The 13410-nt window shown below is 67.6% G+C and carries 12 protein-coding genes; 3 read left to right on the plus strand and 9 right to left on the minus strand.

All coding sequences use genetic code 11. From position 1 onward, the window contains the following. Positions 1-2: 2 nt before the first annotated feature. The 3 genes from ftsX to rhlB all read right to left on the minus strand — a co-directional run bounded on the left by ftsX (position 3) and on the right by rhlB (position 3480). Entirely contained in the window at positions 3-950 is a 948-nt protein-coding gene (ftsX, locus tag ACEPA4_RS18115; RefSeq protein WP_005419726.1) for a permease-like cell division protein FtsX, read from the minus strand. A gap of 3 nt (positions 951-953) precedes the next feature. Beyond that, complete coding sequence (ftsE, locus tag ACEPA4_RS18120; RefSeq protein WP_005419728.1) at positions 954-1640, minus strand: cell division ATP-binding protein FtsE; 687 nt, start codon at positions 1638-1640, stop codon at positions 954-956. 115 nt (positions 1641-1755) lie between these two features. After that, complete coding sequence (gene rhlB / locus ACEPA4_RS18125; protein ID WP_374082911.1) at positions 1756-3480, minus strand: ATP-dependent RNA helicase RhlB; 1725 nt, start codon at positions 3478-3480, stop codon at positions 1756-1758. A 509-nt stretch (positions 3481-3989) separates the two neighbouring features. On the opposite strand from rhlB, the gene trxA reads away from it, so the two are divergent. The 3 genes from trxA (at position 3990) to ACEPA4_RS18140 (ending at position 8086) form a co-directional block, all read left to right on the plus strand. Continuing rightward, a complete protein-coding gene (gene trxA / locus ACEPA4_RS18130) occupies positions 3990-4319 on the plus strand; it encodes a thioredoxin (protein WP_005411275.1) in 330 nt (109 codons plus the stop codon). Positions 4320-4547: 228 nt separating this feature from the next. Then, positions 4548-6302 (plus strand): transcription termination factor Rho, encoded by a 1755-nt coding sequence (gene rho, locus ACEPA4_RS18135; RefSeq protein WP_065178838.1) that lies wholly within the window; start codon positions 4548-4550, stop codon positions 6300-6302. 209 nt (positions 6303-6511) lie between these two features. Then, positions 6512-8086, plus strand: a complete 1575-nt coding sequence (locus ACEPA4_RS18140; RefSeq protein WP_005419756.1) for a sensor domain-containing diguanylate cyclase — start codon at positions 6512-6514, stop codon at positions 8084-8086. Positions 8087-8125: 39 nt separating this feature from the next. On the opposite strand, the gene ACEPA4_RS18145 is transcribed toward ACEPA4_RS18140, so the two are convergent. The 6 genes from ACEPA4_RS18145 to ACEPA4_RS18170 all read right to left on the minus strand — a co-directional run bounded on the left by ACEPA4_RS18145 (position 8126) and on the right by ACEPA4_RS18170 (position 13314). Then, positions 8126-9028 (minus strand): energy transducer TonB, encoded by a 903-nt coding sequence (locus ACEPA4_RS18145; RefSeq protein ID WP_134970520.1) that lies wholly within the window; start codon positions 9026-9028, stop codon positions 8126-8128. An 80-nt stretch (positions 9029-9108) separates the two neighbouring features. Further along, positions 9109-10839, minus strand: a complete 1731-nt coding sequence (aceK, locus tag ACEPA4_RS18150; protein WP_164093260.1) for a bifunctional isocitrate dehydrogenase kinase/phosphatase — start codon at positions 10837-10839, stop codon at positions 9109-9111. 146 nt (positions 10840-10985) lie between these two features. Beyond that, complete coding sequence (locus ACEPA4_RS18155; protein WP_005419760.1) at positions 10986-11345, minus strand: hypothetical protein; 360 nt, start codon at positions 11343-11345, stop codon at positions 10986-10988. A 53-nt stretch (positions 11346-11398) separates the two neighbouring features. Next, complete coding sequence (locus tag ACEPA4_RS18160) at positions 11399-11815, minus strand: roadblock/LC7 domain-containing protein (RefSeq protein WP_005419762.1); 417 nt, start codon at positions 11813-11815, stop codon at positions 11399-11401. Next, the gene (locus ACEPA4_RS18165; RefSeq protein WP_134970516.1) at positions 11808-12356 is read right to left on the minus strand and encodes an ATP/GTP-binding protein; all 549 of its coding nucleotides are present in this window, start codon (positions 12354-12356) and stop codon (positions 11808-11810) included. The genes ACEPA4_RS18160 and ACEPA4_RS18165 overlap by 8 nt, the downstream gene beginning before the upstream one ends. Further along, positions 12349-13314, minus strand: coding sequence for a hypothetical protein (locus ACEPA4_RS18170; protein ID WP_164093259.1), 966 nt, complete (start codon positions 13312-13314; stop codon positions 12349-12351). Before ACEPA4_RS18170 ends, ACEPA4_RS18165 begins: the two co-directional genes overlap by 8 nt. Positions 13315-13410: the final 96 nt, after the last annotated feature.

Consider the following 13410-nt stretch of genomic DNA (forward strand, 5'->3'; position numbering starts at 1 on the left):
TCTCAGGTGTCGGTCGGGCGGGTCTGGCGGAGGAAGTGGCCGGTCACCAGCCAGGCGCCCAGCCAGCCCAGCAGCAGCGTGCCGACCAGGACCAGGCCGCCGTGCAGCAGGTCCAGGCCATGCAGCACGAACGGGCTGCCGTAGCTGCGCGAGAGTTCGGCCAGCGGCACGCGCAGGGCGGCACCGGCGGCGCCGATCAGGGCCAGCGCTACCGCGCCGGCGCCCAGCCCGTACCACGCGCCCAGGTACAGGAACGGGCGGCGGATGAAGCCATCGCTCGCGCCGAGCAGCTGCAGCACGCCGATCTCTTCGCGACGGGCCTGGATGTCAAGGCGCACCGTGTTGCCGACCACCAGCGCGGCGCCCACGCCGAGCAGCACCGACAGCACCTGCACCAGCCGTGCACCGAACGCCAGCCAGGCGTCCAGGCGCTGGCGCCACAGCGCATCGTGCTGCACCAGGTCGGCCTCGGGCAGGCTTTCCAGCGCGCGTGCCAGGCGTGCGTCGTCCTTGCCCTGGCCCGGGGTGATCACCAGCAGCGAGGGCAACGGATTGTCGTTGAGCGCATCGATCGCCTCACCGAGGCCGGCATCGCGCAGTTCCTGCAGGCCCTGCTCGGGTGTGCGCACATTCACTTCGGCCACGTCATCGCGGTCGCGCAGCTGGCCGGCCAGGCGAAGCGCACCGGGACCATCGATGTTGCCCTTCAGGAACACGTTGATGTCGCGCGACTGCTGCACGCTGCCGGCGAACTGCTTGAGGTTGTCCAGCGCGATCGACAGCCCCAGCGGCAACGCCAGGGCCAGCGCCATGACCATCACGGTCAGCAGGGTCGCCCACGGCTTGCGGCAGGCGCGGCCCAGGCTGAACACCACGCTGTGCACGTGGTGCTGGAACCAGACGCCCACGCGCGACGGGGCGGCGGCTTCGCTGTTTTCGTTCTTCGCCATCGGTTACTCCGCCAGGTCCTGCGGCGAGATGTCATCCACCAGCCGGCCGTGGTCGAGGATCAATACGCGCTTGCGCATGCGGCGCAGCAGCGGCAGGTCGTGGCTGACCACCAGCACGCTGGTGCCGCGCGAGGGCAGCTCGGCGAACAGGGCCATGATCTCCGCTGCCAGGGTCGGGTCGAGATTGCCGGTCGGCTCATCGGCCACCAGCAGCTTGGGCTCGCCGACGATGGCACGGGCGATGCCGACGCGCTGCTGCTCGCCGGCCGACAACTGCGAGGGCAGTGCCTTCTCACGATGGCCCAGGCCCATGCGCTCGAGCACTGAACGCACGCGCTTGTTGATGTCGCCACGGCGGGTACCACGCAGGATCAGTGGCAGCGCCACGTTCTCGGCAATCGAGCGGTCCATCAGCAGGCGGTGGTCCTGGTAGACCGCCCCCACCGCGCGTCGGTGGCGCGGCACGTCGCCGCCGCGCACCTTCAGCAGGTTGCGCTCGTCGAACACCACCGCGCCACGGCTGGGCCGCTCGTCGAGGTGGATCAACTTGAGCAGCGTACTTTTGCCCGCACCGGAATGGCCGGTGACGAACAGCATCTCGCCCGGCGCGACCTCGAAGCTGACATCGGTCAGTGCCTCGTGGCCACCGGCGTACTGTTTGCTGACATTGTCGAAGCGCAGGACACTCATGCCCCGATTATGCAGGACCGGCGCGACGGCGTGGAGATGGTCACGGGATCGGTAGTGCCGGCCGCTGGCCGGCACGCCCATGAAGCCACCCGACCAACGGTCGGGTGCTACAGGATCAGTTGCCCGACAGCATCCGGCGGATCTTGCGGCCGATGCGGGTCAGGAACGAATCGCCGGTATCGGCGGCGGTACGCACCGGCTTGGCCACCACCTGCACCGGGGTCACCGGGCTCGCGCCGTTGCCGGCGTTGGCCTGCACGCCCTCGGCACCCTCGACCGGACGGCCATGGCGACGACGACGGCGCTTGCGCGGCTTGTGCTCACCATCCACGGCACCTTCCGGTGCGCCTTCGGCGCGCGGCGGGCGCGGCGGACGCGGGGCCGTGGCGGCGGCGCCTTCAGCACCGGCGACCGGGGCGGCAGCGCCCTGCTCGCCTTCCACGCGCGGCTTGCGCGGGCCGCGCGAACGGCGTTCGCCGCTGCGCTCGCCGTCACGGCCACCACGACCACCACCACTGCCGGAACGACCGCCACTGCGGCCACCACCCCGACGCTCTTCCTCGGCGGCGCGGGCTTCGCGCGCTTCACGGAAGATCTGGCCGACGCTTTCGTTGTCCTCGCCTTCCTCGCCTGCAGCCGGGGCCGGGCGTTCCGGGCGCGGCAGCGGCGTCAGCAGTTCCTTGGTGACCGGCTCGGAGGGAATCTTCTGCTCGATGTAGGCCTCGATGTCCGGCAGGCCCATCGCGTAGCGTTCGCAGGCGAAGCTGATCGCATCACCTTCTTCACCCAGGCGCGCGGTACGGCCGATGCGGTGCACGTAGTCTTCGGCATCGAACGGCAGGTCGTAGTTGTAGACGTACTTGATGCCATCGATGTGCAGGCCACGGGCGGCGACGTCGGTGGCCACCAGGATTTCCAGCTGGCCCTTCTGGAAGCGGTTGAGCAGGCTTTCGCGCTTCTTCTGCGGCACATCGCCGGACAGCACGCCGACACGATAGCCGGCCTTCTCCAGCGAGCGGGCGACGCGCTCGACGAACACCTTGGTGTTGACGAACACCATGGTCCGCGCGCCTTCGCTGCGCGACAGCAGGCCCAGCAGCAGCGGGATCTTCTCGTCGTCGGCCGGGAAGTAGATGCGCTGGCGCACGCGGGCAGCGGTGATGGTCTCGGCTTCGACCACCAGCTTCTGCGGCTCGTTCATGTGCTCGTAGGCCAGCTCCAGCACGCGATGGCTGAGGGTGGCGCTGAACAGCAGGGTCTGGCGGATGGTGCGTTCCGGCATGCGGCGCAGCAGGAAGCGGATGTCCTTGATGAAGCCCAGATCGAACATGCGGTCGGCTTCGTCGAGCACGCAGATCTCGCAGGCATGCAGCGAAACCACCTTGTGCTGCTTGACGTAGTCGATCAGGCGGCCCGGGGTGGCGATGATCACGTCCACACCCTGCTGCAGCAGCTCGCGCTGCTTGTCGTAATCCACGCCACCGTAGACCAGGGCGAAACGCAGGCCCAGGTCGGAACCGAACTTCACCGCATCCTTGTGGATCTGGATGGCCAGCTCACGGGTCGGGGCGAGGATCAGGGCGCGGGGGTCTTCCGGCTTGCGGTCGGCCAGCGCCGGATGGGTCAGCAGGCGGTTCACGACAGCGACCAGGAAGGCCAGGGTCTTGCCGGTACCGGTCTGGGCCTGGCCGGCAACATCACCACCGGGCAGCGCGACCGGCAGGGTCAGCGCCTGGATCGGGGTGCAGCGGGTGAATCCGGCTCCTTCAAGGCCGGCCTGCAGGGCCGGATGCAGCTCGAAGGAGGAAAAGGTCAAATCGGTCAGCGGTTTGTCGCTCATGAGTCCGTCTTGGTATGGCCGCCGGCCCTTGGGGCGGCTGGCACTTCAGCGTCTAGGGGAACCGTCGCAAACTGCGGCCCCTGCGGCGGGTTGGCAGGCCGGGACCCCTCGGTCCGTGCGCCGCACAATGTCCCAGTTTAACGCACTCGGGCAGGCAAACCGGAATGCGACGTCTCATGGCATCCAGAGACGTGACCTTCACCCAGCCACACCGGACTTGAACGGCTTGCACGGAGGCGCTGGTGTCGCCCACTGCCAGCCCCATCTTCAGGAAGACAGTGAAATCCGACACATACCGGCCATCGAAGCGATCACGATACGCTGGGTTCCAGACGGCGCCTGTCCCTGCCCCGCGATAGGGGTACACTGCCGGCCGTGAGCGTCCAGGCATCCCGCCGAACGCACCGCGGCAGTGCGCCGCGAGGCAACGACGAGGGTCGCGCCACCGGGCAAGGCCCAGTTCACCCACCTCCGGCATGGCCGGGTGCAATCCAAGACGAGAAACCAAGATGAGCGACAAGGTTGTACATGTCGGCGACGCCGACTTTGATAGCGCAGTACTGAATTCCAAGGAACCGGTGCTGGTCGATTTCTGGGCCGAGTGGTGTGGCCCCTGCAAGATGATCGCCCCGGCGCTGGACGAGCTGGCCGATGCCTACCAGGGCCGCGCCAAGATCGCCAAGGTCAACGTTGACCACAACCGTGCGCTGGCCGCGAAGTACCACGTGCGTTCGATTCCGTACCTGGTCGTGTTCAAGGATGGCGAGAAGGTCGGCGAGCAGATCGGTGCAGTGGGCAAGGCCCAGCTGGCCGGCCTGCTGGACAAGGCCCTGGCCTGATCCTGCCGGTCTCCGGCAGCCGCCGAGCGCGGCTGCCGGCGGGCGCACCACGCCCATGATGAATGCTGTTCCCGGCGACCCTTGCATGGCGCCGCAGGCCGATGATAGTGTCGGCATATCCGGCCGCGTTCGCGTGCCGCACCCTCTGGACGCAGTTTCTTCCAGACCCATTCCCAACGTTCGCCGCCCCAGCCGGGCGCTCGCACCGTCAAGCGAGGAATAACGCTCTTGTCCGATAACACTTCCGAAACCGGCAGCGCTGATGCGCCCGCCGAAAAGCGCGTGCGCAAGCCCCGCGTGAGCAAGGCCGCCGCCCCGGCAGCCGCAGAAACCAGCGCCGCTCCGGCGCAGCCGACCCTGCCGCTGGCCGCCGCGCCCGAAGCACCGGCGCCGGCCGCAGCACCTGCGCCGAGCGCGCCCGCCGCCGAGGCCCCTGCCAGCAGTGGCGGTGGCGAGGGTGGCGAGGGCCGCGAATCCGGCCAGCCGCGGCAGCAGAATCACCAGGGGGGTGGCCAGAACCAGGGCCAGAACCCGTACAACCAGAACGGCCAGCAGGGCCAGGGGCAAGGTCAGGGCAACCGACGCGACCGCTTCCGCAACCGCCGCGACCGTGACCGTGACCGCAACAATCGCTTCCGCGACGACGGCATGTCCAATGACGGCGGCGAGCAGCAGCCGTTCGTGCCGCGCCCGCACGCCAACGTGCCCGAGGGCTTCCCGGTGTACTCGCTGAGCGACCTCAAGCGCATGCCGGCACAGAAGCTGCTGGAAATCGCCGAGCAGCTGCAGATCTCCGAAGGCGTGGCCCGTGCCCGCAAGCAGGACGTGATCTTCGCCCTGCTGAAGGTGCTGACCCGCCACGGTGACGGCGTCGCCGCCGATGGTGTGCTGGAAATCCTGCCGGATGGCTTCGGTTTCCTGCGCGCGGCCGAAGCCAGCTACCTGGCCGGTCCTGACGACACCTACATCTCGCCCAGCCAGATCCGCCGCTTCAACCTGCGCACCGGCGACCACATCTCCGGCCGCATCCGCTTCCCGAAGGACGGCGAGCGCTACTTCGCGCTGAACATCGTCGACACCATCAACGGCGAGCCGATCGAAGCGTCGAAGAACAAGGTGCTGTTCGAGAACCTGACCGCACTGTTCCCGCGCCGCCGCTTCACCCTTGAGCGTGGCAACGGTTCGTCGGAAGACATCACCGGCCGCATCCTCGATCTGATGGCGCCGCAGGGCAAGGGCCAGCGCTCGCTCATCGTGTCGCAGCCGAAGGCCGGCAAGACGATGATGATGCAGCAGGTCGCCACCGCCATCACCACCAACCATCCGGACGTGCACCTGATCGTGCTGCTGATCGACGAGCGCCCGGAAGAAGTGACCGAAATGCAGCGCACCGTGCGCGGCGAGGTCATCAGCTCGACCTTCGACGAGCCGGCCGCGCGCCACGTGCAGGTGGCCGAAATGGTCATCGAGCGCGCCAAGCGCCTGGTCGAGCACAAGAAGGATGTGGTGATCCTGCTCGACTCGATCACCCGCCTGGCCCGCGCCTACAACAACGTGGTGCCGAGCTCGGGCAAGGTGCTGACCGGTGGTGTGGACGCCAACGCCCTGCACCGCCCGAAGCGCTTCTTCGGTGCCGCGCGCAACGTGGAAGAAGGCGGCAGCCTGACCATCATCGCCACCGCGCTGGTCGACACCGGCTCGAAGATGGACGAGGTGATCTACGAAGAGTTCAAGGGCACCGGCAACAGCGAAGTGCACCTGAGCCGTCGTATCGCTGAGAAGCGCGTGTTCCCGGCGATCGACATCAACCGTTCCGGTACCCGCCGCGAAGACCTGCTGATCGAACCGGAACTGCTGCAGAAGATCTGGATCCTGCGCAAGCTGCTGCATCCGATGGATGAAATGGCCGCGATGGAATTCCTGCTCGACAAGATGAAGAACACCAAGTCCAACGACGAGTTCTTCGGTTCGATGAAGCGCTGATCCACGCCATTGCATTGAAAAGAACCTGCCGCCCGCTGCGGCAGGTTTTTTTTTGCCTGCAGGGCGACCTGCTTCACTTTGCCGCCGCTGACTTTTGGCGATAATTCGCCCGATACCCTGCCCGGCCCCAAGGGCGTGGCCACCGATTCCCGCTGTCGCCCCTTCCGGAGAACCGGTCGGGTCCAGCCTCCTGCCGGATCCGTCGACGCATGCGAACGCTGTCCCCCCGCCTCAACCTGGGCAAGCTGATCCTCGCCCTGGCCCTGCTCAGCGCCATCATCGCCCTGGCCAATACCCTGCTGGCCAGTTACCGCGTGCAGCGCGACCAGCTGGTCGGCAACACCCTGGAAGCCAACCGCGTCTATGCCACCAAGCTGGCCGAGACCACCCAGAATTTCCTGCTGGCCGCGCAGCAGGAGCTGGCCTACGCCGCCACCCGGCTCGGCCAGAATGATCTCGATCCGGCACAGGCCCAGGATGAAGCCAGCCGGCTGCAGCTGCAGACCAACAGCTTCAACTCCTCGCTGGTGGTCGACGCCGACGGCCTGGTGATCGCCACCTCGCCGCAGACCCTGCAGCTGCAGGGCGAGATCCTGCACAGCGCCGGCAACAACGCCGCACTGGCCGCGCGCCAGCCGATGATCAGCGATCCCTACCAGTCGACCACCGGCAAGCTGCTGGTCTCGCTGTCGCACCCGATCTTCGATCGCCAGGGCCGCTATCGCGGCTACGTCAGCGGCACCTTGTACCTGCGCCAACGCAGTGCGCTGCACACGCTGCTGGGCAAGCACTACTACCGCGACGGCTCGTACCTGTACGTGGTGGACCGCAATGGCCGCCTGCTGTACCACGCCGATGGCAAGCGGGTCGGCGACTACGTGGTCGGCAACCCGGCGGTGAAGGCAGTCGTGCGCGGTGAACGCGGTGCGCAGCAGGTCCGCAACAACCTGGGCGTGTCGATGCTGGCCGGCTATGCACCGGTGCCGGCCACCGGCTGGGGCATCATCGCCCAGCGGCCGACCGAGGCCACGCTGCAGCCATTGTCACGGTTGATGACCGCGGTGATCTGGAATGCGATCCCGCTCGGCCTGCTGTCACTGCTGGTCACCTGGTGGTTCGCCCGCCGCATCTCGATGCCGCTGTGGCAGCTGGCGCGCAACGTGCAGGGTGGCGAGGACACCGGCAACGCGATCAGCCACGTCAGCGGCATCCGCGCCTGGTACTTCGAGGTGGCCCAGCTCAAGCAGGCGGTGCTGCACAGCTTCAACGCGCTGCAGGACCGCATCGGCACGCTCAGCCGCGCCAACCGTACCGATCCGCTGACCGGCCTGCTCAATCGCCGCGGCCTGCAGCAGGCGCTGGATGCATTGCAGGTGCAGGGCATTCCGTTCGCGATCCTGGCGCTGGACATCGATCGCTTCAAATCGATCAACGACAGCCATGGCCATGACGTCGGCGACGCGGCCATCGTCCATATCGCCGACCAGATGCGCCGCTACTCGCGCGACAGCGACATCCTCTGCCGTGCCGGCGGCGAGGAATTCCTGCTGCTGTTGCCGGGCATCAGCACCGACTCTGCGCGCCAGGCCGGCGAGCGCCTGCGCCAGCACATCGCCGATCATCCGTTCGAGCCGGTCGGCACCATCACCGTGTCACTGGGCGTGGCCCACTTCCCCAGCTTCCACGTCGATGCCGAGCAGGCACTGCGGCTGGCCGACAAGGCCCTGTACATGGCCAAGGAACAGGGCCGCAACCGGGTGGTGGTCTACCCGTACGCGGACTGAAAAGCGGCCGGCCTGGCCGACCGCTTCACCGCGCCGGGCTCAGCGTTGCGCCAACGGTGTCAGCAGGCGCAGGCCGCGCTGGGTGCCATCGACCATGTACACGCCCCCGGCCGGCAGCAGATCACTGCCCGCCTGTTCGACGGCATCCGGCTTGCGCCACGGTGCGGCCTGGCGCGGGCCGGGGATGTAGGCACGCCAGCGGCCATAGCGCTCCGGCTGGGCATTGCCGTTGCTGCCGGTGTCGCTGTTCAGGGCGAAGTTCACCGGCACGCGTACGGTCCAGAAGTCGCGCGTGCTGTTCTCGCCGGTCGTGGGCGGGACGAAGGTCCACTTGCGCGCGCCGCTGATGCTGGCCTTGGCGAGCAGGTCGCGCATCTTGGCCAGAGTCCGCTCCGGCGCGACCACGGTCATGTTCACCTGTTCGGCAATGACGTCGGCCACGGTCCCGTCGCGGGCTACCTTGACCAGCAACAGCACATCACCCTGCCCACCACTGCGGAAGACATCCTCGGGGTAGCGCGGTGGCGGCATGCTCTTCCGGGTCACCGAATCGGTAGCCTTCGGGTCATACTCACTGAAGTCGACACTGGTCATGCTGACCTGGTAGCTGCCGTCCTCCTGCTGCTTGCCACGCAGGCGCACCCGCAGTGGTGCGTGGACCGCCACCGGCTTGCCATCGCGCAGCGTCGGCTCGAACTGCCAGCCACGGATGGTGCCCTCCACGAATGAGGCGATACCCGGTGCGAGCATCGCCTGCTGGTCCAGGACCAGCGCGCTGACCGAACCATCGGCCGCCACGTCGATACTGCCCGACAGCGCCATGCTCATCTCGGCGGTGGCACGCACGGCGCGCGCGTTCTGGGCGACGGCCTCGGCTGGCAGCAGGGGGGCACCGGCGGAGAACGCCAGGGCCAGGGCAAGGAACAGGGGGGAACGCATCATTGCCGGATCCGTGGTGATGAAGTGAGCACCGAGCGTACCGCAGTTCAGACCGGACCGGCACGCGCTTCACGCCACGCCGTTCAGGCCAGGCGATGGGCCGCCGCGTAGGGCGGCGTATCCGGATAGTTCCCCTCGGCGAAGCGCGCCTGCAGGTCCTGCCACCACGCCGGATCGAACAGGTGCGGGTAGTGCTCCCTCACCGCCGCCAGTTCGCTGGCGGGCAGCCCCATGAACGGGCCGAAGCGCTCGGGAAACACGTCGCGTGGACCGACATGGAACCAGGGTTCATCGGCCATGGCTTCCTCCGGCGTGCGCGGCTGCGGCCATGCGCGGAACACGCAGTCGCTGACCAGGCACAGCTCGTCGTAGTCGTAGAACACGGCCCGGCCATGTCGCGATACGCCGAAGTTCTTCGGCAGCATGTCGCCGGGGAAGATGTTGTTGCGCGCCATGTCGGTGATCGCCTGCGCGTAGTCGAGTACCGCTGCGCGTACCGCCTCGCCCCCCTGCTCGCGCAGGTACAGGTTCAATGGACGGAAGCGACGCTGTACGTAGCAAAGTGCGACTTCCACATGGTCGCCATCGACCCGCACGGTCTGCGCGCATTGCTGCAGCAGCTCCTCCAGCAAGGCCGGTGCGAAGCGGTCGCGCGGGAAGCGCAGGTGGCGATACGGCTGCGCATCGAGCAGGCGGCCGACGCGGTCGAGGTTGAACACCAGCGCGTACTTCTCTTCCACCTGCTGCCGCGACATCGCCTTGGGCCACGCGAAGCGGTCGCGGATCAGCTTGAACACCAGCGGATAGCTGGGCAGGGTGAACACCGCCATGACCATGCCAGGTGTGCCTTCGGCGGGCACCAGCCGCTCCTGCGCATGTTCGTTGAAGTGGCGGAAGAAGGTCCGGTAGCGCTCGGTCTTGCCTTGCTTGGCACGGCCCAGCACGGTGTAGATCTCATCGATGGGCTTGCCTGGCAGCAGGCTGCGCAGGAACACCACCGCATCGCCCACCGTGGCGAGGTCGGCCTGGAAATAACTGCGCGACACGCCGAACAGGTGGGCGACGTCGCGGCGCCGGGTGAGCACCGCGTCGGCACGCAAGCCACGCTCGTCGTTGACCAGCGCGATCACGCAGGGTGAGAAGCGGTGCTCGCCGAACACGCGGCCCACCAGGTAGGCACGGCGCTCGCGATAGAAGACGGTGTCGAGCAGCTCGATGCTGCGCACCGGCGTATCGCCCCAGTGGGCCAGATCATCCTGCAGGCGCACGGCGATGGCCGCCGCGCAGCGCAACTGGTGCGCATACGGAATGTCGAAGCGGTAATCGGCCAACACGCGCTGCAGGGCCTCCACCGGCCGCGTCGGTGAAACCGCGTAGGTATGCCGCGCGACCGGATGGGTGATCGCATCGGACGGCTCGACGTCAAAGGCGATGAACTCCAGCGCCGGGTCCACGCCACGGGTGGAGAACAAGCGCCGCGACAGGGTGTTGTAGAACGTCTTGTACAGTTCGGCGTCGATCAGCCCCCGCAGCAATTCGCTGTAGCGTGCATGCACCTGCAGCCACAGTGCGCGCTCCCCGATCGCTTCACCGGCAAGGCGCCGCAGTGCATCCATCTGTTCGGCAATGCACAGGTCGTACAACGCGATGCGCTCGACTGCATCCCGGCGCGCGCCCGCCCAATCGCGCTGCTCGAAACGCTGCCGCGCGCGGGCGGTGATCGCCGCAAAGCGGGCGTGGTACTGCTCGAAGCCAGCGTGGATGGCACCAGCGATGCGCGACGCCAGCTCGGCATCGATATCAGGCTCGGACATGCAGGACTCAGCCGGGAGGACCGGCTTCACCATACGCTGGCGTGTGCAATGGCGTCGAGTGCGAAGGTAGTGCCGGCCGCTGGCCGGCAGCACCTGGACCGTCGATGGATCGATGCAGACGCCGGCCAGCGGCCGGCACTACCGGCTCAGATCGCCAGTTCGGCCTCTACGTCCTGCACCTTGCGTCGGGCCAGTGCAAGGTTGGACTTGGTCCGGTCCAGCACGATGTAGAAGAACAGTCCCTTCTTCTTCGCGACCGGTCGCATGATGTGGTACGCCTTGCCCAGCGAGATCAGGATATCCTCGATGCTGTCATTGAGGTTCAACGAGGCAGCGGTCTTCATCTTGGCCCGGATCACTTCGGTGTTGCCGGCGGCGGCCACTTCCATGTCCATGCCGGCACCGGCTTCGCCCAGCAGCATGCCGCTTTCGTAGTCGACCAGCGCCACTGCCTGCGCGCCGTCGATGCCCATCAGTGCGTTCAACGATTCATTCAATCCAGCCACGTCGCACCCCTTGTCGATGTTGGTTCGAGCCCCTCGTTCCCCTGCGGCCGGGCTCACGATCCGCCGAGTTCGGCCAGGATCGCCTGGCCACATTCCCTGCTCTGCCACAGCACCTGCCCGATCACGCTGCGCTGGTCGCAGGCCGCCATCAGCAGCAGCGGCGCACGCCCTTCGGCCTGGATTGCCAGCATCAGCACCTTCCCGCCCATCGCTTCCAGCATCAGCGTCTGCAGATCGCCCAGCACCAGTTCGCGCCCCACCGCTGCGGCCAACGCCAGCATCGCGCTGGTCATCGCCGCCAGCCGTTCGCCGCGCCCTTCGGCACCGGCGCTGACCAGGGCAAAGCCATCGACGCTGGCCAGCACCACCGTGCGCACGCCTTCCACCCGCTGCTGCAGGTCCTGCAGCAGCGGCTGCAGGCGCTCACGCTGGCCCGCATCGGGCAGTACCGCCATCTGCCCGTCACCCATGCGCAGCCACCAGTGCGTGCGCTTCCATTTCGCTCATCAGTACATCCATCAGCAGCAGTCCCTGTTCGCGGTCACGGGCATCGACGGCCAGCAACGGCAGCGGCTGGTCATCGAGGCAGGCGTGCGTGGCCCAGTCATCCAGCGCCGCCTGTGGTGCCTGGTCCAGGTGGGTGACGGCCACGACCAGTGCCAGGGATGATGCGAACGGCTGCAGCACCTGCAGGTAGTCCTGCAGCTCGCTGGCAATGCCGGCGCGCCGTGCGTCCAGCAGCAGCACCGCGCCCCGTGCACCCTGCAGCAGGATCGGCCACAGGAAATCGAAACGCTGCTGGCCGGGCGTTCCGTACAGACGCAGGCGTTCTCCGTTGGGCAGGTCGATGTCTGCATAGTCCAGGGCGACGGTGGTGGAGGCCTTGTCGGCACCGAGGCGATCACTGTTGGCCACATCGGTGTCGACTACCGCGCCGGCCGCGATGCTGCGCACCAGCGTCGACTTGCCGCTGCCCATGCCGCCCAGCACCACCACCTTATGCTCACGCATTGCGCTCACTCCCGCGCAGGTTCCGCCACAGGCGGGCAAGCAGTCCGTTGTCGGTGCGGGTGCCACCGGTCGCCATCATCGGCGTCGCCGGGGCGGCCTGCAGCTGCGCGTAGCCACACAGGTAGGCCGCGTGGATGAAATCGCGAACGGCCGCCGCCGGCAGCTCAAGCAGCATCGCGCATTCTTCAACCGTACAGGCGCGCTTGAGCAGCAACGAGCACAGGCGGAATCCATCGTGGTCGTGTCCCAGTACGCGGAAATCCGGCCAGCGCAGCAGCTTCACCGAAGCGCCGCGCAGGCGTTCGTCCAGTGCCTGCCAGTGGCGGCTGCGTTGCGCCCATTGCCACAACAGCGGCCGCAGCGGCTGGCGTGATCGCTCACCAGCCAGCGCCTGCAGGCGCATTGGCGTCAGGGCATCCAGCTGCAGGCGTTCGAAAGCATCGGCCAGGCGCTCCACCAGCGCGCTCGCGGGTTCCTGCAACAGCACGGCCTGGTCGTGCTCCAGATCCATCAGCAGCAAAGGCTCACCCGCATCACTCAACAGTGCCTGGCCATGGCGCAGCGGCAACCGCTCGCGCAGCAGGCGGGTGATGGCGTGTGCGCCATCGGCCAGACGTATCAGTGCGGGTGCGGGCATGGCCAGGGGCTCCGGTGCCAACTGCATGCGACGCAGCGCGCGGCCGATGGCACCGTCGTCGAGCACATCCTGGTGTCCGTCGCCGTCGCGCAGTTGGCCGCCGTTGTCCTCGATCCAACATTGCAGGCGCGGTCGCTGCTGGCGCATGCGCTGGGCCGCGTTGCGCAGTGCCGGGGTATCGCGGATGACCAGCAGGTCGCAATCGTCCAGGTCCCGGCTGCGGCGGACCTGGCCGTCCGGCAGTGCCGACGCCAGGCGCAGCCGTTGCAGCAGGGCCTTCTCGCCCTGGATGTCGGTTCCCACTACCAGCACGCGTGCCATCCGTGTCCCCGGGCGACCACCTCCCCGGTGGTCTCGCGTCGCCAAGGCTAGGGCATCGCCAGCGGCAGCCGTCGTGATCGACTGCTCAGATCGGGA

Source organism: Stenotrophomonas sp. P2112 (assembly GCF_041897515.1).
Taxonomy (GTDB): Bacteria; Pseudomonadota; Gammaproteobacteria; order Xanthomonadales; family Xanthomonadaceae; genus Stenotrophomonas; species Stenotrophomonas sepilia.